The sequence below is a fragment of the Methylorubrum suomiense genome, from assembly GCF_022179765.1.
Taxonomy (GTDB): Bacteria; Pseudomonadota; Alphaproteobacteria; order Rhizobiales; family Beijerinckiaceae; genus Methylobacterium; species Methylobacterium suomiense.
Map to the genome: position 1 here is coordinate 22,152 of NZ_BPRE01000006.1, position 25,852 is coordinate 48,003.

26 protein-coding genes are annotated in these 25,852 nt (G+C 68.3%); 15 read left to right on the forward strand and 11 right to left on the reverse strand.

Translation table 11 applies throughout. The annotated features are described in order from the left end of the window. Positions 1-257: 257 nt before the first annotated feature. Positions 258-1,271, reverse strand: a complete 1,014-nt coding sequence (locus MFF26_RS10695; RefSeq protein ID WP_137827682.1) for a CmpA/NrtA family ABC transporter substrate-binding protein — start codon at positions 1,269-1,271, stop codon at positions 258-260. Beyond that, positions 1,268-1,855: an ANTAR domain-containing response regulator gene (locus MFF26_RS10700; protein ID WP_137827681.1), complete on the reverse strand. Its 588-nt coding sequence runs from the start codon at positions 1,853-1,855 to the stop codon at positions 1,268-1,270. The genes MFF26_RS10695 and MFF26_RS10700 overlap by 4 nt, the downstream gene beginning before the upstream one ends. Positions 1,856-2,033: 178 nt before the next feature. On the opposite strand from MFF26_RS10700, the gene MFF26_RS10705 reads away from it, so the two are divergent. The 3 genes from MFF26_RS10705 to tkt all read left to right on the forward strand — a co-directional run bounded on the left by MFF26_RS10705 (position 2,034) and on the right by tkt (position 6,801). Next, positions 2,034-2,642: a hypothetical protein gene (locus MFF26_RS10705; RefSeq protein WP_137827680.1), complete on the forward strand. Its 609-nt coding sequence runs from the start codon at positions 2,034-2,036 to the stop codon at positions 2,640-2,642. A gap of 173 nt (positions 2,643-2,815) precedes the next feature. Continuing rightward, positions 2,816-4,675 carry a glycoside hydrolase family 15 protein gene (locus tag MFF26_RS10710; protein WP_137827679.1) on the forward strand — a complete coding sequence of 620 codons (1,860 nt, stop codon included), beginning with the start codon at positions 2,816-2,818 and terminating at the stop codon, positions 4,673-4,675. Positions 4,676-4,725: 50 nt separating this feature from the next. Further along, positions 4,726-6,801 (forward strand): transketolase, encoded by a 2,076-nt coding sequence (gene tkt, locus MFF26_RS10715; RefSeq protein WP_137827678.1) that lies wholly within the window; start codon positions 4,726-4,728, stop codon positions 6,799-6,801. A gap of 224 nt (positions 6,802-7,025) precedes the next feature. On the opposite strand, the gene topA is transcribed toward tkt, so the two are convergent. Further along, entirely contained in the window at positions 7,026-9,743 is a 2,718-nt protein-coding gene (gene topA, locus MFF26_RS10720) for a type I DNA topoisomerase (protein ID WP_137827677.1), read from the reverse strand. 761 nt (positions 9,744-10,504) lie between these two features. Here topA and MFF26_RS10725 point away from each other — a divergent pair. Next, complete coding sequence (locus MFF26_RS10725) at positions 10,505-10,678, forward strand: hypothetical protein (RefSeq protein WP_171015381.1); 174 nt, start codon at positions 10,505-10,507, stop codon at positions 10,676-10,678. A gap of 31 nt (positions 10,679-10,709) precedes the next feature. Here the strand turns inward: MFF26_RS10725 and MFF26_RS10730 are convergent, their stop codons facing one another. The 3 genes from MFF26_RS10730 to MFF26_RS10740 all read right to left on the reverse strand — a co-directional run bounded on the left by MFF26_RS10730 (position 10,710) and on the right by MFF26_RS10740 (position 12,874). Then, positions 10,710-11,618 carry a molybdopterin-dependent oxidoreductase gene (locus MFF26_RS10730; RefSeq protein ID WP_137827676.1) on the reverse strand — a complete coding sequence of 303 codons (909 nt, stop codon included), beginning with the start codon at positions 11,616-11,618 and terminating at the stop codon, positions 10,710-10,712. After that, positions 11,615-12,487, reverse strand: coding sequence for a cytochrome b/b6 domain-containing protein (locus MFF26_RS10735; protein WP_137827675.1), 873 nt, complete (start codon positions 12,485-12,487; stop codon positions 11,615-11,617). Before MFF26_RS10735 ends, MFF26_RS10730 begins: the two co-directional genes overlap by 4 nt. Before the next feature lie 99 nt (positions 12,488-12,586). Beyond that, positions 12,587-12,874 (reverse strand): hypothetical protein, encoded by a 288-nt coding sequence (locus MFF26_RS10740; protein WP_137827674.1) that lies wholly within the window; start codon positions 12,872-12,874, stop codon positions 12,587-12,589. A 298-nt stretch (positions 12,875-13,172) separates the two neighbouring features. Between MFF26_RS10740 and MFF26_RS10745 the strand changes: the two genes are divergently transcribed. Beyond that, complete coding sequence (locus tag MFF26_RS10745) at positions 13,173-14,120, forward strand: aspartate carbamoyltransferase catalytic subunit (protein WP_238307972.1); 948 nt, start codon at positions 13,173-13,175, stop codon at positions 14,118-14,120. Positions 14,121-14,247: 127 nt separating this feature from the next. On the opposite strand, the gene MFF26_RS10750 is transcribed toward MFF26_RS10745, so the two are convergent. Further along, positions 14,248-14,433 (reverse strand): hypothetical protein, encoded by a 186-nt coding sequence (locus MFF26_RS10750; RefSeq protein ID WP_137827672.1) that lies wholly within the window; start codon positions 14,431-14,433, stop codon positions 14,248-14,250. A gap of 156 nt (positions 14,434-14,589) precedes the next feature. Here MFF26_RS10750 and MFF26_RS10755 point away from each other — a divergent pair, with 156 nt between their 5' ends. After that, positions 14,590-15,168: an SMI1/KNR4 family protein gene (locus MFF26_RS10755; RefSeq protein WP_137827671.1), complete on the forward strand. Its 579-nt coding sequence runs from the start codon at positions 14,590-14,592 to the stop codon at positions 15,166-15,168. Continuing rightward, positions 15,165-15,662 (forward strand): Holliday junction resolvase RuvX, encoded by a 498-nt coding sequence (ruvX, locus tag MFF26_RS10760; RefSeq protein WP_137827670.1) that lies wholly within the window; start codon positions 15,165-15,167, stop codon positions 15,660-15,662. Before MFF26_RS10755 ends, ruvX begins: the two co-directional genes overlap by 4 nt. A 59-nt stretch (positions 15,663-15,721) precedes the next feature. On the opposite strand, the gene MFF26_RS10765 is transcribed toward ruvX, so the two are convergent. The 4 genes from MFF26_RS10765 to MFF26_RS10780 all read right to left on the reverse strand — a co-directional run bounded on the left by MFF26_RS10765 (position 15,722) and on the right by MFF26_RS10780 (position 18,398). Then, positions 15,722-16,030, reverse strand: coding sequence for a hypothetical protein (locus MFF26_RS10765; protein ID WP_137827669.1), 309 nt, complete (start codon positions 16,028-16,030; stop codon positions 15,722-15,724). A 7-nt stretch (positions 16,031-16,037) separates the two neighbouring features. Then, a complete protein-coding gene (gene gatA, locus MFF26_RS10770) occupies positions 16,038-17,519 on the reverse strand; it encodes an Asp-tRNA(Asn)/Glu-tRNA(Gln) amidotransferase subunit GatA (protein WP_137827668.1) in 1,482 nt (493 codons plus the stop codon). Between the two features lie 84 nt (positions 17,520-17,603). Next, entirely contained in the window at positions 17,604-17,891 is a 288-nt protein-coding gene (gene gatC / locus MFF26_RS10775) for an Asp-tRNA(Asn)/Glu-tRNA(Gln) amidotransferase subunit GatC (protein WP_137827667.1), read from the reverse strand. Positions 17,892-18,062: 171 nt separating this feature from the next. Next, positions 18,063-18,398 (reverse strand): CsbD family protein, encoded by a 336-nt coding sequence (locus MFF26_RS10780; protein ID WP_137827666.1) that lies wholly within the window; start codon positions 18,396-18,398, stop codon positions 18,063-18,065. A 288-nt stretch (positions 18,399-18,686) separates the two neighbouring features. Here MFF26_RS10780 and MFF26_RS10785 point away from each other — a divergent pair, with 288 nt between their 5' ends. The 8 genes from MFF26_RS10785 (at position 18,687) to hpf (ending at position 25,745) form a co-directional block, all read left to right on the forward strand. Beyond that, positions 18,687-19,046: a ComEA family DNA-binding protein gene (locus MFF26_RS10785; protein WP_137827665.1), complete on the forward strand. Its 360-nt coding sequence runs from the start codon at positions 18,687-18,689 to the stop codon at positions 19,044-19,046. Positions 19,047-19,244: 198 nt separating this feature from the next. Then, positions 19,245-19,871, forward strand: a complete 627-nt coding sequence (locus MFF26_RS10790) for a ribonuclease D (RefSeq protein ID WP_137827664.1) — start codon at positions 19,245-19,247, stop codon at positions 19,869-19,871. A gap of 208 nt (positions 19,872-20,079) precedes the next feature. Then, complete coding sequence (locus MFF26_RS10795) at positions 20,080-20,832, forward strand: lipopolysaccharide-assembly, LptC-related protein (protein ID WP_137827663.1); 753 nt, start codon at positions 20,080-20,082, stop codon at positions 20,830-20,832. Next, entirely contained in the window at positions 20,829-21,596 is a 768-nt protein-coding gene (locus tag MFF26_RS10800) for an LptA/OstA family protein (protein ID WP_137827662.1), read from the forward strand. The genes MFF26_RS10795 and MFF26_RS10800 overlap by 4 nt, the downstream gene beginning before the upstream one ends. A gap of 17 nt (positions 21,597-21,613) precedes the next feature. After that, entirely contained in the window at positions 21,614-22,480 is an 867-nt protein-coding gene (gene lptB, locus MFF26_RS10805; protein ID WP_137827783.1) for an LPS export ABC transporter ATP-binding protein, read from the forward strand. Between the two features lie 122 nt (positions 22,481-22,602). After that, complete coding sequence (locus MFF26_RS10810) at positions 22,603-22,890, forward strand: GIY-YIG nuclease family protein (protein ID WP_137827661.1); 288 nt, start codon at positions 22,603-22,605, stop codon at positions 22,888-22,890. 390 nt (positions 22,891-23,280) lie between these two features. Next, positions 23,281-24,819, forward strand: coding sequence for an RNA polymerase factor sigma-54 (gene rpoN, locus MFF26_RS10815; protein WP_137827660.1), 1,539 nt, complete (start codon positions 23,281-23,283; stop codon positions 24,817-24,819). Between the two features lie 317 nt (positions 24,820-25,136). Further along, positions 25,137-25,745, forward strand: coding sequence for a ribosome hibernation-promoting factor, HPF/YfiA family (hpf, locus tag MFF26_RS10820; RefSeq protein WP_137827659.1), 609 nt, complete (start codon positions 25,137-25,139; stop codon positions 25,743-25,745). The last annotated feature ends 107 nt before the right edge of the window (positions 25,746-25,852 follow it).

Here is a 25,852-nt window from a genome sequence, read left to right on the forward strand (position 1 = left end):
GAGGCGGCCGTTGACGTGGCAACCGGGGTTTTCCCGTTTCCCCGCACCCGCCTAGGAGGTCTGCACGATGCGATCGCCACGGAGACCTGCGCCACGCCGATCGCGTGGGGGTGAAGCCTCACACGGGGCCCCACCCAATTGCTCAGTTTAGAGGCATTCAATTTGCACTGCACAAAATGCAGGCGGTTGGAGGCGAGGCACCGAGGGGCTCGGCAGCCTGCCGGACAAGGCGCAGAACTCCGCGCGTGAAAAAATCGTCAGATGCCGGTCGCCGCGTCGAACAGATCCGGCCGATAGAGTGCGGCCGCGCGTTCGGCGAGACCGCTGTCCGGCGCCTGTCCGCTGGCCACCATCTGTGCCGCGAACCAGCGGGCATGGTCGGGGTTCGGTCGATGAACTGCCGCGTCGAGGCGCAGATAGTCGGGCGCGGTCCGCACGGTGCCGGCCGCGTCGAGGATCATGGTGCCGCCGAGGGTGCGGGCGAGGAGGGCCTTGTCGGGACCGAGGCCGGCCCGATCGGCGAGGAGGGCGGCCAGAGCCGGGCGGTTCTCCGGGTCGGCACACCATAGCCCGGCCCGGTGGACGGCACGGATCAAAGCGGGGGCGAAGGCCGCATCCCGTTCGGGCAAAGCGAGCACCTTCTCCGGGCAGTCGGGAGCAATCTCGCAGCCGAGCGCGGCGATACGACCGAGGCCGGCGGCGACCGCGATGGCGTTCCAGGGCGCGCCGACGCAGAAGCCGTCGATCAGGCCTCGGCGCAGGGCATCGACCGTATCGGGCGGCGGCACCACGACGACGCGAACATGGTCGTCGAGATCGAGCCCGCCGGCCTGCGCGAACAGGCGGAGCTGATACGAATGCGAGGAGTAGGGATGGACCGTGCCGAGCGTCAGCGGACGCCCTTCCGCGGCGCGGGCACGGGCCACCGCCGCGAAGGCCGTGGCCACTTCGGCGAGCGCGTCACGCTTCGGCGCCATCTCGGCCCAGAGCGCGTTGGAAACGGTCACCGCGTTGCCGTTGAGGTTGAGCGCCATCGGCACGCAGAGATCCGCCTGCGGCCCCGACAGCCCGAGCGCGCTGGCGAGCGCCAGCGGCCCCAGCATATGCGCGGCGTCGAGATGGCCCAGAGCCAGCCGGTCGCGGAGCGTCGCCCAGGACGGCTCGCGCGACAATTCGAGGTCGAGTCCCTCGTCCCGCGCGAAGCCGAGTTCCGCGGCGGCAACCACGGGAGCCGCGTCCGCCAGCGGGACGTATCCGATCGTCAGCGTCATCCGAGCAGGTCCGCGGCGGTGACGATGGCGCGAGCGATGTCGACGATCTTGCGCTTCTCGTTCATGGCCTGCCGCCGCAGCAGCTTGTACGCCTCGTCCTCGCTCAGGGATTTCCGTGCCATGAGGATCCCCTTGGCACGTTCGATCAGCTTGCGGTCGGCCAGTTCGGAGCGCGCCTCCTCCAGCTCTCGCTGGAGCCGGGCGAAGGCGTTGAAGCGCAGGATCGCGATGTCGAGGATCGAGCGGATGCGGTCGGTCCGCAGGCCGTCGACCACGTAGGCCGAGATGCCGGCATCGACGGCGGCCTGCATCATGGTCTGGTCGGAGCGGTCGACGAACATCGCCACCGGCCGCTCCGCCTGCCGGGACAGGCCGGACATCTGCTCCAGAACGTCCCGGCTCGGGCTTTCGAGATGGATCACGATCACGTCGGGCTTGAGCGCCGCGACGCGGGCCTGAAGGCCCGGCCCGTCGGGGATCACCGCGACGGAATCGACCCCCGAGGCACGCAGGCCTTCTTCCAGGATCGCCGCGCGGGCGGGGCTCGGGTCGATCACGGCGACGGTGAGGCTGGTCTCGGTCATCGAGGCCCGGTTCTGAGGAGTCCGGTGGTCGGTGGGGGGCCGGACCGGGCAGGCAAGCCACATGCCCGCCACCGCAAAATCCGCGCGATTCCGTAACAGATCCGAAAAGCGGCGGCCCCGCTTCTGCCGCAAACCGGGCAGAACACTGAAGCCACACGCGATGTCATCGGGAGGGCTCATGCGCACCGTCGATCCGCTCCGTCAACCGGAGGGAACCGCGACGCATCGCTCGGTGGTGCCGCCCTTCCTGCCGACGCTCGGGCTCGCCCTGGTCGCCGGCCTGCTGTCCCTCGTTTGCCGTGAGCCGACAGAGGCGACCAAGGCCGCGCCGGAGCGTCCGCCGGTGATGTCGCTCGCGCCGGGGCTCTCGACCTTCGATCCGGGCCGGGCGCTGCTGACCGCCGAACTCGATCCGGTGCCGGCGAGCGAAGCCTTCGCGCGCCTGACGCCGCTGGTCACCGGCAGCATCGAGCCGGGCACCCGCCCGGCGCGCTTCGCCAATACCAGCCGAGCCGAGCGCCGCAAGGCACCGCCGAGCCGGATCGCCGTGAGCCATCCTCCCGCCGGCCAGCCCGTTGCCGCGACGCAGACGGCGACCAAAACCGTCGCAACGCCGGCGCCGTCGCCCTTCGCAGAGGTCGAGACCGAGAACAGCCGCTTCCTGCCCCGCGGCGCGCTGCCCTTCGCCGACACGGCGGACGCCGTGCTCGATACCGCCCGCGGCCTCGGTGACCGCGTCACGACCCTCGGCAGCTCGGTCAGCACGCTCGTGACGGCTCTGCGCTGACCGCATCCCGGCCCGCCAGTCGGGCCGGTTTGTCGCATTTGCTCGCCTCGACGCCTTGCGAAGCGGAGTGCTCGCGCCACTTCGCCGGACGAGGCGCCACGGCGCCCGCAGCGAGACCCCGGCCCGCATCCCCCCGTGCCGTCCGGCTCGAAGGACCGGACGGAGATCTGAGAATGGCGGGACGAATCGAGGATTACGCCCTGATCGGCGATGGGTGCACGGCGGCCCTGGTCGGGCGCGACGGCAGCATCGACTGGCTGTGCATGCCCCGTTTCGACGCTTCGGCCCTGTTCGCGAGTCTGCTCGGAACCGAGGAGCACGGCTTCTGGAAGCTCGCCCCGGTCGCCGAGAACGTCGAGCATTCCTGGCGCTACCGTTCCGGCTCCCTTGTCCTGGAGACGACCCATAGGACCCGCGAAGGCGAGGTTCGGGTGACCGACTTCATGCCCGTCGGCGACGGCTCCCACGTCATCCGCCTCGTCGAGGGCGTGCGTGGGCGGATGGCCATGCGCATGGATCTCGCCGTGCGCTTCGATTACGGCTCGGCGGTCCCCTGGGTGTCGCGCAGCGAACTCGGGGACCTTCGCGCCATCTCCGGCCCACACAAGGTGGTCCTGCGCACCAACGCGCCTCTGCGCGGTTCATCGCACCAGACCACGGTCTCCGAATTCACGGTCTACAAGGGCGACGCGATCCGCTTCGTGATGAGCTACGGCGCCTCGCACGAGGAAGATCCGCCACCGATCGAGCCGCGGCGCTGGCTCGACGACACCAACCGGTTCTGGCGCGACTGGTCGGACCGCTGCACGCTCCAGACGCCGTGGAACGACATCTTCCGGCGCTCGCTGCTGACGTTGAAGGCCCTGATCTACCGGCCCACGGGCGGGATCGTGGCCGCGCCCACCACCTCGCTGCCCGAGGATCTCGGCGGGGTGCGCAACTGGGATTACCGCTTCTGCTGGCTGCGCGATTCGACCTTCACGCTGCTCGCGCTGATGGATTCGGGCTATATCGACGAGGCCCGCGCGTGGCGCGATTGGCTGACCCGGGCGGTCGCCGGCAACCCGGAACAGGCGCATATCCTCTACGGCATCGGGGGCGAGCGGCTGTTGCCGGAGATCGAGCTCGACTGGCTCCCGGGCTATGAAGGCTCGAAGCCGGTGCGCGTCGGCAATGCCGCCATCGCCCAGTTCCAACTCGACGTCTACGGCGAGCTGTTCGACGCGCTGTTCCAGGCCCGGTCCCGCGGCATGTCCGACGACAAGGAGGGCCGGCGGGTCGGCCAAGCGCTCATCAAGCATCTGGAGCGGGTCTGGCGCGAGCCCGACGAGGGCATCTGGGAGGTGCGCGGGGGGCGGCGTCACTTCGTTCATTCGAAGGTGATGGCCTGGGTCGCCTTCGACCGGGCGGTGCGCAGCGTCGAGACCTTTCGCAAGGACGACCCAACCGCCGCCGAGCTTCCGGTCAACCATTGGCGGGCGATCCGCGACGAGATCCATGCCGAGGTCTGCGAGCACGGCTTCGATCGAGAGCTGAACAGCTTCGTTCAGAGCTACGGCAGCAAGGCGCTCGACGCGAGCCTGCTGCTCATCGCCCATATGGGCTTCCTGCCGCAGGACGATCCGCGGGTGATCGGCACCGTCGCGGCGGTCGAGAAGCATCTGATGCGCGAGGGTTTCATCCTGCGCTACGAGACGGAAGGGCAGGAGGCCGACGGTCTGCCGGGCAACGAGGGCGCCTTCCTGCCCTGCAGCTTCTGGTATGCCGACAACCTGATCGGCCTCGGCCGCTGCGAGGAGGCCCACGCCCTGATCGAGCGGCTCATCGGCATCTGCAACGACCTCGGATTGGTCTCCGAGGAGTACGACGTGCGCGCCAAACGCCAGGTGGGCAACTTCCCCCAAGCGTTCACACATGTTGCACTCGTCAACACGATCCTCAATTACAGCCGCGCGATCGGTCCTTCAAAGGAACGGGGCAGCGGCACGGACCATTCCGAGTCGAGGGCAGGCGAATCCATCGCGGCGCAATAGGCGCATCCACGCCTCCGTGGCCGATGGAAGCGAGAGAGACGGTAAGACTGATGAGCGGTGCAGATACGAGCCCCAAGGCGGCCCTGAGCGAGGGCGACAAGCTCGCGATCGACACGATCCGGACGCTGGCCATCGATGCGGTGCAGAAGGCCAATTCCGGGCATGCCGGCGCGCCGATGGCGCTGGCGCCCGTGGCCTACACCCTGTGGAACCGGTATCTGCGCTACGATCCGGCCAATCCGCACTGGCCGAACCGCGACCGGTTCGTGCTCTCGGCGGGCCACGCCTCGATGCTGCTCTACGCGCTGCTGCATCTGGCGCGGGTCGCGGAGGGCAATGGCGCCAACGCCCCGGCCGTCTCCCTAGACGACATCAAGAAATTTCGGCAGCTCGACAGCCGCACGCCGGGCCACCCCGAATACCACTTCACCACCGGCGTCGAGACCACGACCGGCCCCCTCGGGCAGGGCGTGGCCAACTCGGTGGGCATGGCGATCGGCGCCCGCTTCAAGGGTGAGCGCCTGAACCGGCCCGACCTGCCGCTGTTCGACTACAATGTCTACGCCATCTGCTCGGACGGCGACCTGATGGAGGGCGTCAGCCAGGAGGCCGCCTCGATCGCCGGCCATCTGCGCCTCTCCAACCTGTGCTGGATCTACGACAACAACACCATCACCATCGAGGGCCATACCGAGCTGGCCTTCTCGGAGGAGGTCGCGACCCGCTTCCTGGCCTATGGCTGGCAGGTGCTGCGGGTGGCCGACGCCAACGACACCCACGCCATCGCCTCGGCACTGGAGACCTTCCTCCAGTCGAGCGACCGCCCGACGCTGATCGTCGTCAATTCGATCATCGGCTACGGCGCGCCGAAGAAGCAGAACACCTCCAAGGCCCACTCGGACGCCTTGGGCGAGGACGAGGTGAAGGGCGCCAAGCGCGCCTATGGCTGGCCGGAGGACGCGCAGTTCCTCGTGCCGGACGGCGTCTACGACACCTTCGCGGACGGCATCGGCAAGCGGGGCGCGGCTCTGTTCGCGCAGTGGCAGGGCTTCTTCGACGCCGCCAAGGCCGCCGATCCCGAGCATGCCGAGGAACTTACGGCCCTCCTCGAAGGCCGCCTGCCCGAGGGATGGGACCGGGACATTCCGGTGTTCGAGGCCGATGCCAAGGGCCTCGCGACCCGCGAATCCTCCGGCAAGGTCCTGAACGCCATCGCCCAACACGTGCCGTTCGTACTCGGCGGCTCGGCGGATCTCGCTCCCTCCAACAAGTCGAACCTCACCTTCGAGGGAGCGGGCTCGCTGACCCCGTTCGAGCCGGGCGGGCGCAACATCCATTTCGGCGTGCGGGAGCATGCCATGGGCTCGATCGTCAACGGGCTCGGCCTCGTGGGGTTGAGGGCCTACGGCGCGACCTTCCTGGTCTTCGCCGACTACATGCGCCCGCCGATCCGGCTCGCCTCGCTGATGGAGCTGCCGGTCTTCCACATCTTCACCCACGACTCGATCGGCGTGGGCGAGGACGGGCCGACCCACCAGCCGGTGGAGCAATTGCTCTCCCTGCGCTGCATTCCCGGCCTCGTGACCCTGCGCCCGGCCGACGCCAACGAGGTGGCGGAAGCCTACCGGGTGATCTTCTCGCTGAAGAATCAGCCGGCGGTGCTGGCGCTCTCGCGCCAGCCGCTGCCGACCCTCGACCGCACGAAATACGCCCCGGCTTCCGGCACCGCGAAGGGCGCCTACGTGCTCGCCGATTGCGACGGCACCCCGGACGTCATCCTGATCGGCACCGGCTCGGAAGTGCAGCTCTGCGTCTCCGCCTACGAGACGCTGAAGGGCGATGGGGTGAAGGCCCGGGTCGTCTCGATGCCGTCCTGGGACCTGTTCGAGCGACAGGACGAAGCCTATCGCGACAGCGTGCTGCCGCCGGACGTGCTGGCGCGCGTGGCGGTGGAGCAGGGCAGCGTGATCGGCTGGGACCGCTATGCCGGCTCCGCGGGCGCCATCGTCGGCATGCACACCTTCGGCGCTTCGGCCCCGATCAAGGATCTGCTCGGCAAGTTCGGCTTCACGGCCGAGAAGGTGATCGAGGCCGCCCGGGCCCAGGCGAAGCGCCACAAGAAGTAGCCCGTCGCGGCAACAGCATCCCCTCTCCCCGCAGGCGGGGGGAGGGCTTCGGCGAACGCGTTGTCGCCGAAGCGAGGCGGAAGGCCGAGTGTGAAGGGCCTGTCCGACGGAGCCTCGTCCCTTCAGGCCGCCTCACGACCGTTCGGCCATACCCCTGCTTCCAGCGTGGACGACGAGGTCCATGCGGCCTCTCCCCGCCTGTGGGGAGAGGGAGGGAAGGGGCCTCAGCTTGCCTTGGTCTTGCGCGCCGTCGCCTTGGCGGGAGCCTTAGCGGCGGCCGGTTTCGCGGCGGTCTTGCGCGCCGCCGGCTTCTTCGTCTTGGGCGCGGCCTCGGCCGAATCCGCCGCCTTAGCCGTCCGGCTCCGCGCCGCACTCTTGCGGACGGGCTTCTTGCTGCCGCCCGCGGCGCGCTTGGCCTCGATCAGTTCGATCGCCTGCGCGAGCGTCAGGCTCTCGGCCGCGACCGATTTCGGCAGCGTGGCGTTGACCGAACCGTCGCTGACATAGGGCCCATACTTCCCGGCCTTGACCACCAGGTCGAGGCCGCCGGGATCCTTGCCGACGACACGCCCCGGATCGGCCGCGGCCCGGCCGCCGCGCCCGCCCCCCTGCTCCTTGGCGACGATGAGGTCGATGGCGCGGTTGGTGCCGACCTCCAGCACATCGTCGTCCTTGCCGAGATTCGCGTAGGTCTTCCCGTGCTGCACGTAGGGGCCGTAGCGGCCGATATTGGCCAGGATCGGCTCGCCGGTCTCGGGATGCCGGGCCACCTCGCGCGGCAGCGACAAGAGCCTGAGGGCGATGTCGAGGGTCACGGAGGCGGGCGTCATGCCCTTGGCCAGCGAGGAGCGCTTGGGCTTCTCCGCCCCCTTCTCGGACGAAGCCTCGCCGAGCTGCACGAACGGACCGAACCGACCGTCCCGCAGGCTCACCGGCAGGCCGGTGGCCGGATCCTCGCCGAGCACCCGTACGCCCGGCTGGCCGCCCTCCATGGACGAACCATCCCCCTCTCCCTCGACCGCAGAGGCCGAGAGTTGGCGGGTATACTTGCATTCGGGATAGTTCGAGCAGCCGATGAAGGCGCCAAACTTGCCGAGCTTGAGCGAGAGTTGGCCCGAGCCGCAGGTCGGGCAGGTGCGCGGATCGGAGCCGTCGCCCTTGTCGGGGAAGATGTGCGGGCCGAGGAGCCCATTGAGGGCCTCCAGCACTTCCGCGACGCGCAATTCCTTCGTGCCGCCGATGGCGGCGGAGAAGTCGCGCCAGAAATCCCGCAGCACCGTCCGCCAGTCGATCTCGGCATTCGAGACCCGGTCGAGCTGTTCCTCGAGGCTCGCGGTGAAATCGTACTCGACGTAGCGCTTGAAGAAGCTCTCGAGGAAGCCGGTGACGAGCCGGCCCTTGTCCTCCGGCTGGAGGCGCTTCTTCTCGATCTTGACGTATTCGCGGTCGCGCAGGGTCTGCAGCACCGCCGCGTAGGTCGAGGGGCGGCCGATGCCGAGTTCTTCCATCCGCTTGACGAGGCTTGCCTCGGAGTAGCGCGGCGGCGGCTCGGTGAAGTGCTGGGTCGAGGCGATGCGCTCGCGCTTGAGCGGGTCGCCGCTCCGCATCGCGGGCAAGCGCTTGCCGTCCTCGTCCTCCTCGTCGTCCTTGCCCTCCTGATAAAGCGCGAGGAAGCCGTCGAAGGTCACGACCTGGCCGGTGGCGCGCAGATCGAGGCGGCGCGGCCCGACCTGGGCGGCGATGTCGACGGTTGTGCGCTCGAACTCGGCCGATTCCATCTGGCTCGCCACCGTGCGGGTCCAGATCAGTTCGTAGAGCTTGGCCTGCTCCGGCTCGAGGAAGCGAGCCACCTGCTTGGGCAACCGCCCCATATCGGTCGGGCGCACGGCCTCGTGGGCCTCCTGCGCGTTCTTGGCCTTCACCGTGTATTTCCGCGGCGCATTCGGGACGTAGTTGTCACCGAATTCGCGGCCGATCACCCGGCGGGCATCCTGGATCGCCTCCGGCGCCATGTCGACGCCGTCGGTTCGCATATAGGTGATGATGCCGACCGTCTCGCCGCCGACATCGACGCCCTCGTAGAGCTTCTGGGCGACCCGCATGGTCTGGGCCGGCGCCATCCCGAGCTTGCGGGAGGCCTCCTGCTGCAGCGTCGAGGTGGTGAAGGGGGGTTGCGGGTGGCGCTTGGCCGGCTTGGCCTCGACGCTGGAGACCTGGAAGGTCGCGAGTTCAAGATCGCGCTTGAAGGCCGCCGCCTCCTCGCCGTTGCCGATATCGAGACGCTGGATGCGCTTGCCGTCGGCCCCGACGAGGCGGGCCTCGAACACGCCGCCGCCCTCGGTCGCGAGCGTCGCCACGATGGACCAGTACTCGCGCGGCTTGAAGCGCTCGATCTCCATCTCGCGCTCGACCACGAGGCGCAGGGCCACCGATTGGACGCGGCCGGCCGATTTCGCGCCCGGAAGCTTGCGCCACAGCACGGGGGAGAGGTTGAAGCCGACGAGGTAGTCCAGCGCCCGGCGGGCGAGATAGGCATCGACCAGAGCCTGATCGATCTCGCGGGGCTTGCGCATCGCCGCGTCGACCGAAGCCTTGGTGATGGCGTTGAAGGTCACCCGCTCGACGGGAATCCCCTTCAAGGCCTTCTTGGCCGAGAGCGCCTCGATGACGTGCCAGGAGATCGCCTCGCCCTCGCGATCCGGGTCGGTCGCCAGGATGAGCTTCTCGGCTCCCTTCACGGCGCGGGCGATCTCGCTGACGCGTTTCGAGCCGCGATCCTCCAACTCCCAGATCATGGCGAAGTCGGCCTCGGGATCGACCGAGCCATCCTTGGCCGGCAGGTCGCGGATGTGACCGAAGGAGGCGAGAACCTCGTAGTCGCTCCCCAGATATTTGTTGATCGTCTTGGCCTTGGCCGGCGACTCGACGACGACGACTTTCATGAACCTCTGCCTCTCGCCAGAGCCTCACCGCGGGGACGGTTGTGGGGATCAAGCGCCGACCGGACATCCGTCGACGGCCGGGGCTCGCGCCGCGCAGAAGTGGGTGAGCGGCGGCGGGTTGTCAAATCGGGCCGAACGGCTCCGCTCGACGGCCACACCGGCACTCGGCCGGTCTGCGCGGTAGCCCGCGATCCCGCAGAACGACCCGAACGCGCCTCCTCGGCGCACGAATACAATTCTCGACGAGGCAACCAAAATGATCGCACGCAATCGAATGATTGTTGCGACATAGATCTGAGCAAAAAATTTCCTCTTCCGTTGGATTAAATTTCGAGTATCTATGATGTTCAAGCGATTCGGCCGTCAGTGCTTTGCCAAATCTGCGGCTTCGCGAATGTATTCGCGAAGAGGGCTGAATTTTTGCCGGAACGCGGCAATCGGTCCATCGCGTCTACGACGTCATCGTTGAGTGCTGCGTCCGCCCGAGCGGATTGTCGGCTCGGATGAACAGGCCGGGAGCGCATCCCCCGGTCTTCATCCTGCGTAAAGCGCCGACGGCCTGACCGCCGGCTCGTGCGTCGCGTTCGGCCGACCCCGCACATTCGGTGCTCCGAATGCCATGGCGGCCGCCTATCCGTCGGACACCGATCGGGACAAGAAGTGGGACGAACCCGCGCGGTCCCCCCAGTCAGTCTCGGTGTATTCGGCCAGTAACTCCAGCACGTAACACCGAAACGTCACTCCACTAAGGGACGCGACACATGCGCAATCTCGGTCTGTTCGCGACGGCCTTCATCGTCGCCACGGGGGCCTTCTGGCTCACCATGCTGACGATCCCGCCGACCACGGAGGCCGCCCCCCACGGCAACCTCGACATCAAAGCCCTGACCGTGAAAGCAAATCCGCCGATGGCCCTGGGCTACGACGCGAACTGAGATCGATCAGCCCGGTGGCCCGGGCTGATCCTCAGATGCCCGCGTACCACTCGTAGCCGCGGTCCTCCCAATAACCGCCACCGCCTTCGCCGATGCCCTTGAGGCTGTCCCGCACCTCGATGCGCATGACATACTTGGCCTGCTTGTAGCCGAGCTGACGTTCGACCCTGAGGCGTAACGGCGCACCGTTCGAAACGGGCAGCGCCTTGCCGTTCAGGTCGTAGGCCAGAATCGTCTGCGGATGGTAGGCATCGGTCAGGTCGATGCTCTCGTAGTAGCGGATCGGCGTGCCCGTCGGTTCGTCGGCATCCGGCGCCTCGGCCCCGGCCGCCTTCGAATCGCTGGCTTGGTTCTCGTCGCCCTCGGCGCGGGCGGTCATGCCGGGATTGGCGTTCTCGCTCTCGCCGCTCATCGAATATTCCATCGTGTCGGCGCAGTGGAAGACGATGTAGCGCGCCTCCGGCTTCAGGCCGGCACGCTTGAGCACCTCGGCCAGCGGCACCCCGGTCCATTTGCCGATGGCGCTCCAGCCCTCCACGCAATCGTGCCGCGTGGTCTGGGTTCGGGCCGGCAAGGCGCGCAGATCGGCCAGGGACAGATCCTGCGGGGTCTCGACGAGGCCGTCGACGCGCAGCTTCCAGTTCCCGAAATTCTGCCCAGCCAGGCTTTTGTAATCCCGGTCCTGCGGATCCACCGTGCCGTTCGGCTTGAACCAGGGCGAGATTTCGGAATCCGGAAATTCCTTGGCGAGCGAGGCGGGCGTCAGCAGCAGGCGCTGGACGAAGAGGTTGGCGTCCTCCCCGAGCCGCAGGGTCTGGCGGCCGGTCGGCGTCACGGCGAAGCGGTCGCAACCGCCGAGCGCCGAGACGCCGAGGAGGCCCGCGGCGGCGGAGAGGAAGCCGCGACGGTGGGGGGCGGGAATGCGCAGGCGGGGCTTCATCGGATCTTTTCCGGACCGGCGGGCAGCTTGCGGCGCTCGATGACGTACCAGCCGGTCAGCATGCTGCGCATGTTGTTCCAGACGCCGGAGGCGAGCACGAGCAGGACGTGGACGATCACGAACAGCACGAGGAGATTCGTGACGATGAAGTGGATCGTGCGCGCCGATTGCCGGCCACCGAACAGATCCGGGAGCGGCACCACGGCATTGACGCCCGGCGACATCGAGAGCCCGGTGACCAGCATCAGCGGCAGCAGGATCAGCACCACGACGAAGTAGGTGAGCTTCTGCAGCACGTTGTAGCGCTTGGCTTCGTCACCCTCGGGGAAATGGAGCGTCAGGTGCTCGCGGATCGAGGATCCGAAGCCGCGCATCTGATCGCCGTCCGGGATCAGCCGCCGCCGCAATTGTCCGGTGCCGATGCCGTAGATCAGGTAGATCAGGCCGTTGATGACGAAGGCCCAGGCGAACAGGAAGTGCCAGCGTCGCCCGGTGGCCAGATCCTGATGCGCCGGCACGGTCATCCAGGCCGGGAAGGCGCGCCCCGTGGCCTCGCCGTTGAACGTCGACAGGCCGAGCCAGCCGCTCGTGTCGAAGGACTTCCCGGCGACGTAGGTAACGCCGCGGGCCGAGCCGTCGTCGCGCTGGTCGTCGGTGATCGCGACGAACGGCGTGTCGAATGTCGAGGCCGCCCCCCAATACAGGGCCGGATGAGCATTGAAGATCTGCAAGCCGCTCATCAGCAGGATGGCGAGGCAGACGACGTTGATCCAGTGTGCGAACCGGATCACCAGCGGATGGCGGAACATCCAGCGACGACGCACCGTCTCGACGACGTCATCTTTCGCGAGCGCTGATCCTGCGGCCACGGCGAAGCGTCCTTTCCCCAACTCACACGACAACGCCCGCCCGGTCGAACCGGACGGGCGTCAAGACGCTAACCCAACGCGCGGCGCTGGGCGACGAGACTACATGCCGCCCTGGCCGCTCATCCCGCCCTGCGAATCCATGCCGGAGTTCATGCGGCGGGACTTCATCATCTTCTTGCTCTTCATGGGCTTCTTCATCTTCTTGGAGCTGCGCTTCATCGGGCGCTGCTCCTGGCCCATGTCGTCACCCATCTGGCCCTGCTGCATCTGGCCGCCCATGCTCGGGTCCATCCCGGCGCCGGGCTGCATGCCCTGCGCGAAGGCTCCCGACGACAGGCCGAGACCCAGCGAGAGGGCACCGGCCGTGAGGAGAAGTCGAGCGTTCATGGCATTCCTTTCGTTGCGGCGGGCGGGGTGACTGCGCACTGAGAGAGCGAGGTCCCCGCGTCGCCCACGGACAGGCAGGCAACCGCCCGAGGCCCGAAACGTTCAAATTTTTCCCGTTCACGGCCTCGCGAGCATCAATAAATTCTCTCTGTCGCGGCGGGATTGGCTGAATGGTTTCATGCGTACGGCCGCGAGGGCAGGGTGCGCCGCTCTTCGTTCCGGGAGCCCTCGGACCAGCCGATGCCTTGCCGGGGGCGGCGCTCGCACCTATAGGCTCGGCCGAAGCCGGAACCACTGCATGACCGCCGAGACCGCCCCCGCCTTCCCGCACCGGCACCTGCTCGGCATCGAGGGTTTGAGCCGTCCGGACATCGAAGCCTTGCTCGCCCGCGCCGACGACGCGGTCGCCCTGTCGCGGCAGGTCGAGAAGAAGCGCACCACCCTGCGCGGCCGGACTCAGATCAACCTGTTCTTCGAGCCCTCGACGCGCACGCAATCCTCGTTCGAGCTCGCCGGCAAGCGGCTCGGCGCCGACGTGATGAACATGTCGGTCGCCTCTTCCTCGGTGAAGAAGGGCGAGACGCTGATCGACACCGCGGCGACGCTCAACGCCATGCGGCCCGACATCATCGTGGTTCGCCATCACGCCGCGGGCGCCGTGCATCTCCTGGCCCGAAAGGTCGATTGCGCGGTGGTGAACGCGGGCGACGGCGCCCACGAGCATCCGACCCAGGCGCTCCTCGACGCGCTGACGATCCGCCGCAACAAGGGCGGCATCGAGGGGCTGACCGTGGCGATCTGCGGCGACGTCCTGCACTCGCGCGTCGCCCGCTCGAACATCATCCTGCTCCAGGCCCTCGGAGCGCGGGTGCGGGTGATCGGCCCCTCCACGCTGCTGCCGACCGGCATCGAGCGCTTCGGCGTTTCGGTGTTCACCAATATGCGCGAGGGGCTGAAGGGCTGCGACATCGTCATGATGCTGCGCCTCCAGCGCGAGCGCATGAACGGCTCCTTCGTCCCCTCGGTGAAGGAGTATTTCCGGTATTACGGCTTGGACGGGGAGAAGCTCGCCTTGGCGAAGCCCGATGCCCTCGTCATGCATCCCGGGCCCATGAACCGCGGTGTGGAAATTTCATCCGAAATCGCCGACGGCGCGCAATCGCTGATCCGCGAGCAGGTCGAGATGGGCGTCGCGGTGCGCATGGCCGTGCTCGAAGCGCTGGCGACGCATCTGCCGAACGGCTGATCCCGGTCACCCGCGACCGTAAGGGCAGCCGAAGCGGTTCCGGATTTCACACGCATTCGAGGCCGCCCGGCCGAGTCGCCGTGAGAGACGAGTCTCAGACCGGCCGGCCGCAGCCTGTCCACGCGCTTCAGGTGATCACGTGACCGGGCGTGATCGTCTCTTGGACAGGAATTCCAGGAGGGCGATAGCGGGCGGCATTGGCCGCACCGGCCACCAGGATTTCGGCCGCCAGGATCAGCATCAGCACGTGGTGACGGCGCAACCGGCTCTGCGGCGCGGCGCGGGGCGTCTCCAGCAGCGGCGGATGAGTCACGGCACGTCTCCGGCTTAGTTAACGAAGCCTTAACATCGTTGGCCGCGCAATGCTCCCGGTCTCCGCACTCGACCGTGGGGATGGTTAACGACGGCGGTGGACAAGTCGCCCGCCCGCGGCCTAAGCCGGCCTGCCCGAGCGCCGGAGGCTTCGACGATGTGGGACAGCGTGTTCCCGGGGCTGCGCCCCGGCCTCAGGTCGACCGACGCGGATCTCGCCCGGGCCGAGACCGAACTCGGTTTTGCCCTGCCGGCGAGCTACCGGAGCTTCGCGCGCGAATGCGGCGCCGGGCGGATCGGCGGCCACCTCCGGCTGTTCACCCCCGTGCCGGTGGAGGCAGCCGACCTCGTCGCGCGTGCCCACCTCATCGCCCACGGCATCGCACTCGCTCTCGACGGCCTGCGCGGCGGCGGCGACGGCGAGCCCCACCGCTTCACCGTGGAGGGGGATGCCGATGCGAGCCTGATGGAGCGGGCCTGCTTCTTCGGCGAGACGGCGCGGGGCGACTTCCTGTTCTTCGACGTGACGCCGGGCTTTCCGGAATACGACATCTGGGTGCTGAACGCCGATCTGGAGACCGTGCATTTCGGCGGCGCCGACCTGCCCACCCTCGTGCGCGGGCTCCAGGGCCTCGAAGTGCTCCATATCCTCGGCGAGGGGGCGGGTCCGTTGCCGGCGACCTTCGAGGGCGACGATGCGGCGGCCCTCGAACAGCTCGGAGCCGCTCAGGCGTGAACCGGAACGAGATCGCCGCCTTCGCCGAGGCCTCCGCCGGGCAACCGCGCCTGATCGGGCTCGATCTCGGCACCAAGACCATCGGGGTCGCCCTGTCGGATGTCGGCCGCCGGATCGGCTCGCCCCTGGAGACGATCCGGCGGGTCAAGTTCACGCCGGACGCGCAGCGCCTCGCCACGCTCTGCGCACATCACGGGGTCGGCGGATTGGTGATCGGCCTGCCCCTCAACATGGACGGCACGGAAGGGCCCCGCGCCCAGTCGAGCCGGAGCTTCGCGCGGAATCTCAAGCCGATCCTGCCCCTGCCGGTGCTCTTCTTCGACGAGCGGCTCTCCACCGCTGCCGTCACCCGCACCTTGCTCGAGGCCGATGCCTCGCGGGCGCGCCGGGGCGAGCTCGTGGACAAGCTCGCTGCCGCCTACATTCTTCAGGCTTGCCTGGACGTGATGGGCGGTCTGGCGCCCCATGACGGGTTCGACGACGAGGCGGAGTGATCCGCGCCGTCGCCCGGACGGGCCGCGCGGGTCTCTCGGTGTACTTCGAGCCCGTGCCTTCAGCCCCGCTGCAGCACCCGTCGCGCACCGTAGCCGGCGGCGGCCCACAGGAAGGCCGAGACCGTGCGGACCGGGAAGAAGGTCGGCATGTCGGCGGCGACCGGCGCCGGCCAGGGCAGACCGACCTTGGTCACGACCCAGGCGAACAGGACGGAGATCGCCAGCGCGGCGATGGCGGCGATGAACACCTTCCCGAACTGATCGGCCTTCCAGCCGAGGATGACCGCGACCGCGATCAGCACAGGGTCGAAGCCGGCGAGGATCCAGACCGAGACGGGATAGACGGGGACGACGGGGGGACCGTTCATGTGGGTCTCAAGCCCACCAGGCCGCAGGAAGTTTCATCCGCCCGGCCGCCTCCTCGACGACTTGGGCCGCCGCGAACAACGTCTCCTCGTCGAAGGGGCGGCCGATGAGCTGGAGGCCGAGCGGCAAGCCTTGCGAATCGAGCCCCGCCGGCACCGCGATGCCGGGCAAACCCGCCATGTTCACGGTCACGGTGAACACGTCGTTGAGATACATCTGCACCGGGTCGGCGCTCGCCATCTCGCCGAGGCCGAAGGCGGCCGACGGGGTGGCGGGGGTGAGGATCGCATCGACGCCGTCGGCGTAGGCGCGCTCGAAATCGCGCTTGATCAGCGTGCGGATCTTCTGCGCCCGCACGTAATAGGCGTCGTAATAGCCCGCCGAGAGAACGTAGGTGCCGATCATGATGCGGCGCTTCACCTCGCGGCCGAAGCCCGCCGCGCGGGTGTTCTCGTACATCCCGGCAATGTCCTTGCCGGGGACGCGCAGGCCGTATCGCACGCCGTCGTAACGGGCGAGGTTCGAGGAGGCCTCGGCCGGGGCGACGATGTAATAGGCCGGCAGCGCGTATTGCGTGTGCGGCAGCGAGATCTCCTTGATCGTCGCGCCGGCGGCCTTCAGCCACTCCGCGCCCTGGTCCCACAGCCGCAGGATCTCTTCGGGCATGCCCTCGACCCGGTACTCCTTCGGGATGCCGATGGTGAGACCCTTCACGCCGCGCGTGACCGCCGCCTCGAAATCCGGGACGGCCCTGTCGACTGAGGTGGTATCGCGCGGGTCGTGCCCGGCCATGGAGCCGAGCAAAATGGCGCAATCCTGCACCGTGCGGGCGATCGGGCCCGCCTGATCGAGGGAGGAGGCGTAGGCAATGATGCCCCAGCGCGAGCAGCGCCCATAGGTCGGCTTGATGCCGACCGTGCCGGTGAAGGCGGCGGGCTGGCGGATCGAGCCGCCGGTGTCGGTGGCGGTGGCGCCCAGGCACAGATGCGCGGCGACCGCCGCCGCCGAACCGCCGGACGAGCCGCCCGGCACGATGGCGGCGTCCGAGCCGTTCCGGCGCCAGGGCGAGATCGTCTTGCCGTAGGCGCTGGTCTCGTTCGACGAGCCCATGGCGAACTCATCGAGGTTGAGCTTGCCGAGCATCACGGCGCCGTCACGCCAGAGCTGGGTCGAGACGTTGGATTCGTAATGGGGCTCGAACCCTTCGAGGATCTTGGACCCCGCGGTGGTGTGCACCCCTTGCGTCGCGAACAGGTCCTTGATGCCGAGCGGCAGCCCTTCGAGGGGACGGGCCTCGCCCTTGGCGATCTTCTCGTCCGACACCTCCGCCATCTTCAGGGCGCGGTCCGGGGTCGCCACGATATAGGCGTTCAGCGCACGCGCCTTCTCGATCGCGTCGAGATGCGCCTGCGCGATCTCGCGGGCGGAGAAGCGCTTTTCCTTCAGGCCGTCGCGGGCCTCGGCCAGGGTGAGTTCGTTGAGTGCCGTCATGCCCGTTCCAGATCGCGGTGCCGTATCCCGCAGGCGCGTGTCTCGCCGGGGCCGAAGAACTTCAGCCCCGCACTTCCCGAAAGGTTATTCGACGACCTTGGGAACCAGGAAGTAATTGTCTTCGGTGTCGGGGGCGTTAGCGACGATGTCGCTCGCCCGGCCGCCGTCGTTGACGACGTCCTCGCGCTTCTTCATGCGCATCGGCGTCACCGACGTCATCGGCTCGATGCCGGTGACGTCGACCGCGCCGAGTTGCTCGACGAAGGCCAGGATGGCGTTGAGCTCGCCCTGAAGCGGGCCAACCTCCTCATCCGTGACCGCGATGCGCGCCAGGTGCGCGATGCGCCGTACCGTCTTCTCGTCGACCGACATGCCGCCCGTGAACGTTCGAAAAGGCCCGGCGGACAAGGTCCACCCGGCATCGGCCGGGCTATAGCACCCGCTTTCGCGGGCCGGCAACGGCAGGCGCGCGGGATGGGGGTACCGCGCGACACGGGCGGCTCCCGGCCGCGCGGCGGCCGGGGCTGCGCGCGTCGATGGCGGTCAGTCCCGCCGGGCGTTGACCAGGAGGCCGAGGCCGAAGCCGACGAGGCCGGCGACCACCAGCGAAACGTGGGGCCACTCCGCCGAACGCTCGTGCCCCTCACGGACGGTGCGGCGACCGCGCTCGTAGGCGTCCTCGGCGTAGTCGTAGGCCTCGTCGGCGGCGTGGCGCACGGCGTCCTTGGCCTGTCCGTAGAGATTTTCCGCCGCTCCGCCGGTCTCGCGCAGACGGCCCTCGACCGAATCGCTGTGCCGGCCGGTCAGGTCGCCAACCGCGCCCTGAACCTTGCCGCCGATTTCGCGCGCGGCGCCGGTGATCCTGTCGGTGTCGACCATGGTCGTTCTCCTGTTGTTGTGGGGGCCTGCCGGGCGAACGGCGCGGGCGAAAGCCGGACGGTCGTTGATGGCGCCGTGTCGCCGCGAGCGGCGGTGCCTGAACGGCCCGCATTCGGCCCGGTTCCGATGTCGGCGGGAAAGACCGCGCCGGCCCGTTCAAACCCGGTTCAACCGTGCCGGCCTAGCGAGAGGGCAGCCGGCGCGGCATGCGGGTGCGCCCGTCCGGGGCCGCCCACCGCGGGCCGGCGGCCACCCTCCGGCCCACCGGCCGGATGTCGGGAGATCGACATGCGCGCGTCCCGTATCGCCACCTACGCCACCGCCTTCGCCCTGCTCGCCGTCCCCGCTTTCGCCCAAGCGCCGAGTCCGGCCGCACCGACGGCGCCCAAGCCCCCTGCCGCCGCGACGGCGACGCCGCCGACGGCACCGGCCAAACCGGAGATCGCCGGGGAAAAATCCACGCTGATCGACCTCAACACGGCCTCCGCCCAGGAACTCAGCCAGCTGAAGGGCATCGGCGAGGCGCGCTCGGCGGCGATCGTCAAGGGACGCCCCTATCGCGGCAAGGACGATCTCGTGAACAGGAAGATCCTTCCGGAGTCGGTCTACGCCGAGATCAAGGACCGGATCATCGCCCGGCAAAAGTAACTCCACCGCCCCGGCCGGACCTTCCGGGGACGCTGCGGCGGTGATAGAGCCTCGAGCCGAAAGGCGACCGCCTGGCCTTCGAAAAAGGCCAGGCGGGAGAAGCCCCTAGGGTGCCGTCCTGTATCCGTTCCTCAGGACGCGGCTGCGGGCGCCGCCGCAGCCCCTCATCGATCCCCATCCGAGATCCAAGTCCGAGCGATGGCCGCCTCCCATTCCCGCATCCGCCTGCATCGCGGCGATCTTCCGGCCGGCTTCGATCCGGGTCCCGCCATCGCCATCGACACCGAGACGCTCGGTCTCAATCCGCACCGCGACCGTCTCTGCGTCGTGCAGATATCCTGCGGCGACGGCAGCGCCGAAGTGGTGCAGATCCGGCCCGGCGATGCGGCCGAGCGGTTGAAGCAGGTGCTGGCGGATCGGCAGGTACTCAAGATCTTCCATTTCGCCCGCTTCGACCTCGCGGTTCTGTATCGCGCCTTCGGCGTGATGCCGGGCCCGGTCTACTGCACCAAGATCGCCTCCAAACTCGCCCGCACCTATACCGACCGGCACGGGCTGAAGGACGTCGTGCGCGAATGCGTCGGTGTCGACCTCTCGAAGCAGCAGCAATCCTCCGATTGGGGCGCCGAAACGCTGAGCCAGGCCCAGATCGACTACGCGGCCTCGGATGTGCTCCATCTCCACGCGGCGCGGGACCGACTCGACGCCATGCTGGCCCGCGAGGATCGCACCGAAATGGCTCAGGCCTGCTTCGACTTCCTGCCGACGCGGGCCCGGCTCGATCTCGCCGGCTGGCCCGAGACCGATATTTTCGCGCATTCTTGAACCGCGGACGTGATGCGGCCGCGCAACGGGCGCGGCCGGACTGCGCAAGGGGCGGGTTTCCGCGGGCTTTCGCGGGTGCGTCGGTGCGGGGGCGCACGCGGGCGCCGTTGATCATTTCTGCCAATCGAGGCCATAACTTCGCCACTGCGGCGGGCCATCCGGCCGGCCTGGCGCGATCGCTGACGCGCCGACCCTCTTCGGGAACGCGATGCAGGTGGCCGACACCCTCCGGACAGACACGGGTTCCAACGCGCGAGCCGCGAACGAGAACGCGCGCCGTCGCCGGGCGCACAAACGGGCGCACCGTCACAGCATCCAGGTGCGGGCGCTTCGCCGCGTCATCCCCGTGGCGGCGGGCCTCGCCGTGCTCGGCCTCGCGGGCTTCGTGCTCTGGGGGCCCCTCGCCGGCGCGCTGCCCGCCGTCGAGTTCGGGCCGATCTCCGTGTCCGGCACCAAAGTCACCATGGAAAGCCCGCGCCTGTCGGGCTTCCGCAAGGGAGAGCGCGGCTACGAGGTCACGGCCTCGGCGGCGCAGCAGGATGTCCGCAAGCCGAGCATCATCGAATTGCAGGCCATGAAGGGCTATGTCGCCACCGACGACAGGGGCGGACGCGCCTATCTCCAGGCGCAGGGCGGCGTGTTCGATTCCACCCGTGAATCCCTCAACCTGGAGAACGACATCCGCCTCTGGACCGACAAGGGCGAGGAGATCCGCCTCTCCGTCGCGACCGTCGATTTCAAGGCTGGCAGCGTGCATTCCACGAAGCCCGTCACCGTGACCGTCCCGTCGGGCTCGATCGTCGCCGACAGTCTCGACGTGATCGAGAACGGCCGCGTCGTGTCCTTCGTCGGTCGGGTCCGCGCGGTGTTCCACGGGGAGGAGGGTAAGCCGTCCGCCGTGGCGACGGCGCCCGAGCGTATCCGCACCTCTGCGGCCGAGGCGTCGGAGACGCCCCGATGAATCGCCCCGCAACCCGTGCGTTGCTCGCGGCCCTCGCCCTCGCGCTCACCGCCCCGACGGCGGGCGCCGTCGCGCAGGCGCCCGCCGCCAGGGACGCGGCGAAGGATGCCGGAAAGTCCGCCCCGCTCGGTACCGTCGGCGGCGGCAAGGGGCCGATCAAGATCGACGCGGACCGCCTCGACGTGTTCGACAAGGAGAGCAAGGCGATCTTCGCCGGCAATGTCGTGGCCGTGCAGAATGACAGCACGATCCGCTGCTCGTCGCTGACCGTCCATTACAAGCGGGACCGCGACAAGGACCCCGGCAAGGATTCGGGCAAGCCCGCCGATGCCGCCGAAGCGGAAAAGCCCAAGGACGCGAACGCGTTGGCCGGCAACGGCATCCGCAAGGTCGAGTGCGCCGGTCCCGTGACGGTTTCGCAGAAGGATCAGGTCGCCACCGGCGACAATGCGGTGTTCGATCAGGAAGCCAAGCGCATCGTCCTCACCGGCAACGTCGTGCTCAGCCAGTGCCAGAACGTCACCCGCGGCTCGCGTCTCGTCTACGATATGGCGACCGGCCGGGCGAACATGGACCCGGTGGCGGGTGGGCGCGTCTCGGCGATGTTCGTGCCGGGGCAGGGCGGCGACGCCCAGGGGAAGGCCGGGGGCGGTGGATCGAAGGGCTGCGCCCAGCCGGCGGTCGCGGCCAAGCCCGGCGCCAAGGCCGCCGAGAAAGCCGCCGCGGATCGGCCCGCTGCCAAGACGCGGGCGCAGGCGAACTGACCGTGACAGGTGCCGCGATGCCGGTGGCGGCCCCGCTGCGCGCGGGCGCCGACGCGAAGACGACCGGACGAGGCCGGGGCGGCTCCCTGTTCGGGCGCCTCTTCGGTCGCGGGCGACCCGCGCACCGTGCCGAGGCGGGCAATACGGCGGCGGAGGGCGGGCCGGGCGTTCTCTACGTGCGGGGCCTGCGCAAGAGTTACGGTGCCCGTACCGTCGTCCATGAGGCGGGCCTCACCGTCCATAACGGCGAGGCGGTGGGGCTGCTCGGTCCCAACGGCGCCGGCAAGACGACGATCTTCTACATGATCACCGGCCTCGTCCCGGCCGATCGCGGCTTCATCAGCCTCGACGGGATGGAGATCACCCATCTCCCGATGTACCAGCGCGCCCGCCTCGGCATTGGTTACCTCCCCCAGGAAGCGTCGATCTTCCGCGGCCTCACGGTCGAGGACAATATCCGCGCGGTGCTCGAGGTCGCCGAGCCCGACCGGAAAGCCCGCGAGCGCAAGCTCGAATCGCTGCTCGAGGAGTTCGACATCGCGCGTCTGCGCAAGTCGCCCTCCATCGCGCTGTCGGGTGGCGAGCGGCGGCGCTGCGAGATCGCCCGCGCGCTGGCCTCCTCGCCGACCTTCATGCTGCTCGACGAGCCGTTCGCCGGCATCGACCCGATCGCGGTCGGCGACATCCAGGATCTGGTGAAGCACCTGAAGCAGCGCGGGATCGGCGTGCTCATCACCGACCACAACGTGCGCGAGACGCTCGGCCTGATCGACCGAGCCTATATCGCCCATTCCGGCCGCATCCTGACGGAAGGCACGCCCGAGCAGATCGTGGCGAACGAGGATGCCCGTCGATTGTATCTGGGTGAGGATTTTCGGCTTTAGACTCAACCCTTTCGCGCCTCACTTGCCGAGACGGCCCAGAACGCCCGCTTCGTCATTGCGAGGCGGAGCCGAAGCAATCCAGAGCGCGGCGCGAAAGGAATGAGCGAGCGGGTGCCATCGGGATGCGTCAACCGACGGTTTACATCATGGCCAGCGGGCGGAACGGCACGCTTTACACCGGCGTGACCGCAAACCTCGCCCGTCGAGTCTATGAACATCGGGAAGGTCTGATCCAGGGCTTTACGACGCGATACAGATGTAAACACCTTGTTTGGTACGAGGTGTTTTCAACTATGATCGAAGCCATTTCGCGCGAAAAGCAGATCAAGGCCGGATCCCGGGCGGCGAAGCTTGCAAAAATTGAAGCGCTCAATCCCGAATGGCGCGATCTTTACGGCGATCTTGCTTGATGCAATGCGTCTCATGCACGCTTTTCAGCAGCGCGGCGCCCTGGATTGCTTCGGCTCCGCCTCGCAATGACGAAGTTGGATCTCCGAACCGGCTTTTCATCGTTGGATGTTGGTAACCGTCTTCCGACGGACTCCGCATTCGCCCACACGAACGCAATACTTTGTTGGCGCCGGCCGGTTCTCTTCACATGGGGTGCCCGTTTGAGGTCGTTCCCTGTGGCGCCGCTGCCGCTGCGACTGGTTTTCCCAAAAGCTTGCGTCAAACACGCTTTGACGGACGGACGGGGAGCAGCTAGACCTATTCAATGAAGGAGCAAGAATTGTGCCGGAAACGGCGCGATCCTCGCCGGATCGTGATTTCTCAACGCTGATCGAAGGTTAGGCGTCCCCATGAGTCTGCTGCAACGGCTGGAGATGCGGCAGGGCCAGGCCCTGGTGATGACGCCGCAGCTTCTGCAGGCGATCAAGCTGCTGCAACTCTCGCAGCTCGACCTCGCAGCCTATGTCGATGCCGAACTCGAACGCAATCCGCTGTTGGAGCGCCTCGAGGGCGAGGCGGGCGCCGAGCGGGAAGCCCCGGAGGCGGCGGAGCCGAGCGGCGATTTCGAGAGCGGAGAGGCGCCGGAGCCGGAATCCTGGCTCGCGAACGACATGACGTCGAGTCGCAGCGAGATGGAGGGGGATCTCGACACCCGCCTCGACAACGTCTTCGCGGACGAGAACCCGACCCCGCGCGAGCAGGGCAGCGGCGACATGCTCTCGCTCACCCCCGCGCCCTACGGCAATACCGGCGGTAGCTTCGACGGCGAGTTGCCCGACTTCGAGGCGAGCCTCACCGCCGAGACCTCCCTGCGCGAGCACCTCGCTGGGCAGCTCGACCTCGCCACGGCCTCGGCGACCGATCGCCTGATCGGCAGCTTCCTGATCGATGCTGTCGATGAGGCTGGCTATCTGCGCGAGACGATCGATGCGGTGTCCGAGCGGCTCGGCGCCCGGATCGACGACGTGGCCCGCGTGCTCAAGCTCGTGCAGAGCTTCGATCCGCCCGGCGTCGCTGCGCGCGATCTCGCCGAGTGCCTCGCGATCCAGCTGCGCGAGCAGAATCGGTTCGACCCGGCGATGGAGGCGCTGGTCTCGCGCCTCGACCTCGTCGCCAAGCGCGATTTTCCCGCCCTGCGGCGGCTCTGCGGCGTGGACGACGAGGATCTCGTGGAGATGCTGGCGGAGATCCGCCGCCTCGACCCGAAGCCCGGCCGCGCCTTCGGTGCCCAGGCCGTCGAGGTGCTGGTCCCCGACGTGTTCGTCCGCGCCGCGCCCGACGGCTCCTGGCTGGTCGAGCTCAATTCCGAGGCCCTGCCGCGCGTCCTGGTCAATCAGAGCTATTACGCCCGCGTCTCGAAGGGCGCGGTGGCGGAAGGAGACAAGGCGTTCCTGTCCGAGTGCCTTCAGACGGCCAACTGGCTCACCCGGAGCCTCGAACAGCGGGCCCGCACCATCCTCAAGGTCGCGACCGAGATCGTTCGCCAGCAGGATGCCTTCTTCCTGAACGGCGTTGCCCATCTGCGTCCGCTCAATCTGAAGACGGTCGCCGAGGCGATCGGCATGCACGAATCCACCGTCTCGCGGGTCACCTCCAACAAGTCGATCGGCACCAGCCGCGGCACGCTGGAGATGAAATACTTCTTCACCGCCGCGATTCCCGGCGCGGCGGGGGCCGCCGCCCATTCCTCGGAAGCCGTACGCCACCGCATCAAGCAGCTCGTCGATGGGGAAGCCGCCGACGTGCTCTCCGACGACGCTCTGGTGCAGCGTCTGCGCGACGAGGGCGTGGACATCGCCCGCCGCACCGTGGCGAAGTACCGGGAATCCTTGCGCATTCCCTCCTCCATCGAGCGCCGCCGCGCCCGGATGGCGCATGCTGGACGGTGAGGAAGGCGTCGCTCCGTCAAGGTCGGGGCGCCCTTCCTGAGAGATCCCGCATCGCCATTCCGGGGCCGCCCAGCGGACCCCGGATCTCAAGGCGCGCAACCCACCCGGGGCGCAGGAAGCCGGGCTTCAGGCACACCATCGCGGCCCTTCGTGAATGCCGGGTTCGCCCGCGGCACCTCGGAACGTTGCGGGCCTGAAACGGGGCTCCGACCTGCACGCGCCCCGTCTCCCGCGTCCTGCGCCGGCTCGGCTTCTCGTTGACTTGCCGAGTCCCGCTTTCTAACTCTCGAAGCCTCGGGAGGAGATCGGAGACATCAATGGCAGGTTTGCGGGTGACGGGGCATGGCCTCGATCTCGGAACGGCTCTGCGGGGCCGCGTCGAGGACCGGATGGCGGCGACGCTCGCGAAATACCTCGATCCTCATATGAGCGGCACCTGCACGGGCCATGTCACGCTCCGGCGCGACGGCGCCGCCTACCGCACCGATTGCGTGCTCCATCTCGCCACCGGCCTGACCTTGGAGGCCTCGGGCAACGCCCACGATGCCCATGCGAGCTTCGATCAGACCGCGGATCGGCTGGAGAAGCGCCTGCGCCGCTACAAGCACAAGCTCAAGGACCACGGCGCCGCGAGCCAGAACGGCGCCGCGATCGAGGCGGCCTACGCCGTCTTCGCCGCTCCAGAGGAGGATGTGGACGACGAGCCCGCCGAGGATGAGACGGAGACGGGCGAGCACCCGCCGGTCGTCGCCGAGAGCACCCGGACGCTGCGCCGCCAATCGGTCAGCGAAGCCGTCACCGCCCTCGACCTCACCGGCGCGCCGGTCGTGGTTTTCGTTCACGCTGGCACCGGGCGCATCAACGTCGTATATCGGCGCAGCGATGGCGCGATCGGATGGGTCGATCCTCCGGACGAGCGCGCCTGAGGCACGCCGCGTCCGAGGCGTCCTTTCCCGAGCGCCGGGCCGATCAACGGCCCGGATGCCTCGCATATGAGTGCGGAATCGATGGATGGATTCCGACTACAAGGCGT

What these genes read in the sequence shown, in the direction of transcription:
- MFF26_RS10755 (WP_137827671.1), top strand. Translation starts at nt 14,590, where the DNA reads ATGTGGGACAGCGTGTTCCCGGGGCTGCGCCCCGGCCTCAGGTCGACC.
- tkt (WP_137827678.1), top strand. Translation starts at nt 4,726, where the DNA reads ATGAGCGGTGCAGATACGAGCCCCAAGGCGGCCCTGAGCGAGGGCGAC.
- topA (WP_137827677.1), bottom strand. Translation starts at nt 9,743, where the DNA reads ATGAAAGTCGTCGTCGTCGAGTCGCCGGCCAAGGCCAAGACGATCAAC.
- MFF26_RS10695 (WP_137827682.1), bottom strand. Translation starts at nt 1,271, where the DNA reads ATGACGCTGACGATCGGATACGTCCCGCTGGCGGACGCGGCTCCCGTG.
- gatC (WP_137827667.1), bottom strand. Translation starts at nt 17,891, where the DNA reads ATGTCGGTCGACGAGAAGACGGTACGGCGCATCGCGCACCTGGCGCGC.
- MFF26_RS10745 (WP_238307972.1), top strand. Translation starts at nt 13,173, where the DNA reads ATGACCGCCGAGACCGCCCCCGCCTTCCCGCACCGGCACCTGCTCGGC.
- MFF26_RS10765 (WP_137827669.1), bottom strand. Translation starts at nt 16,030, where the DNA reads ATGAACGGTCCCCCCGTCGTCCCCGTCTATCCCGTCTCGGTCTGGATC.
- MFF26_RS10800 (WP_137827662.1), top strand. Translation starts at nt 20,829, where the DNA reads ATGAATCGCCCCGCAACCCGTGCGTTGCTCGCGGCCCTCGCCCTCGCG.
- MFF26_RS10795 (WP_137827663.1), top strand. Translation starts at nt 20,080, where the DNA reads ATGCAGGTGGCCGACACCCTCCGGACAGACACGGGTTCCAACGCGCGA.
- lptB (WP_137827783.1), top strand. Translation starts at nt 21,614, where the DNA reads ATGCCGGTGGCGGCCCCGCTGCGCGCGGGCGCCGACGCGAAGACGACC.
- gatA (WP_137827668.1), bottom strand. Translation starts at nt 17,519, where the DNA reads ATGACGGCACTCAACGAACTCACCCTGGCCGAGGCCCGCGACGGCCTG.
- MFF26_RS10780 (WP_137827666.1), bottom strand. Translation starts at nt 18,398, where the DNA reads ATGGTCGACACCGACAGGATCACCGGCGCCGCGCGCGAAATCGGCGGC.
- hpf (WP_137827659.1), top strand. Translation starts at nt 25,137, where the DNA reads ATGGCAGGTTTGCGGGTGACGGGGCATGGCCTCGATCTCGGAACGGCT.
- MFF26_RS10785 (WP_137827665.1), top strand. Translation starts at nt 18,687, where the DNA reads ATGCGCGCGTCCCGTATCGCCACCTACGCCACCGCCTTCGCCCTGCTC.
- rpoN (WP_137827660.1), top strand. Translation starts at nt 23,281, where the DNA reads ATGAGTCTGCTGCAACGGCTGGAGATGCGGCAGGGCCAGGCCCTGGTG.
- MFF26_RS10725 (WP_171015381.1), top strand. Translation starts at nt 10,505, where the DNA reads ATGCGCAATCTCGGTCTGTTCGCGACGGCCTTCATCGTCGCCACGGGG.
- MFF26_RS10740 (WP_137827674.1), bottom strand. Translation starts at nt 12,874, where the DNA reads ATGAACGCTCGACTTCTCCTCACGGCCGGTGCCCTCTCGCTGGGTCTC.
- MFF26_RS10730 (WP_137827676.1), bottom strand. Translation starts at nt 11,618, where the DNA reads ATGAAGCCCCGCCTGCGCATTCCCGCCCCCCACCGTCGCGGCTTCCTC.
- MFF26_RS10705 (WP_137827680.1), top strand. Translation starts at nt 2,034, where the DNA reads ATGCGCACCGTCGATCCGCTCCGTCAACCGGAGGGAACCGCGACGCAT.
- MFF26_RS10700 (WP_137827681.1), bottom strand. Translation starts at nt 1,855, where the DNA reads ATGACCGAGACCAGCCTCACCGTCGCCGTGATCGACCCGAGCCCCGCC.
- MFF26_RS10810 (WP_137827661.1), top strand. Translation starts at nt 22,603, where the DNA reads ATGCGTCAACCGACGGTTTACATCATGGCCAGCGGGCGGAACGGCACG.
- MFF26_RS10790 (WP_137827664.1), top strand. Translation starts at nt 19,245, where the DNA reads ATGGCCGCCTCCCATTCCCGCATCCGCCTGCATCGCGGCGATCTTCCG.
- MFF26_RS10710 (WP_137827679.1), top strand. Translation starts at nt 2,816, where the DNA reads ATGGCGGGACGAATCGAGGATTACGCCCTGATCGGCGATGGGTGCACG.